This is a genomic window from Bowmanella dokdonensis, assembly GCF_017254865.1.
Taxonomy (GTDB): Bacteria; Pseudomonadota; Gammaproteobacteria; order Enterobacterales; family Alteromonadaceae; genus Bowmanella; species Bowmanella dokdonensis.
On record NZ_JAFKCV010000304.1, the window covers coordinates 1 to 305 of the forward strand.

The 305-nt window shown below is 51.1% G+C and carries 1 protein-coding gene; it reads left to right on the forward strand.

The genetic code is table 11. From position 1 onward, the window contains the following. Positions 1 to 84: 84 nt before the first annotated feature. The coding region (locus J0A66_RS22695) for an MFS transporter (RefSeq protein WP_241264394.1) at positions 85 to 305 on the forward strand (221 nt) is incomplete at its 3' end.

Below are 305 nucleotides of genomic sequence, written 5' to 3' on the forward strand. Positions count from 1 at the left end.
CAAGCTACGCCGCTAACTTCGGCCCAGTCCAATGCAAGAATCGCCGGTGCAAAGCCATCTTTAAGTTTCTGGCAGATCTGGAACATGTGCTTCGGCTTTTTGGGGATCCAGTTCGGTTTTGCTCTGCAAAATGCCAATGTCAGTCGTATCTTTGAAACGCTCGGAGCGGATTACAATAATCTGGCTATCTTATGGGTAGCGGCACCGGTTACCGGCCTGATTGTACAGCCTATTATTGGTTACCTGAGCGATAATACCTGGACCCGTTTTGGTCGCCGCCGTCCCTATTTCGTGCTGGGGGCTCT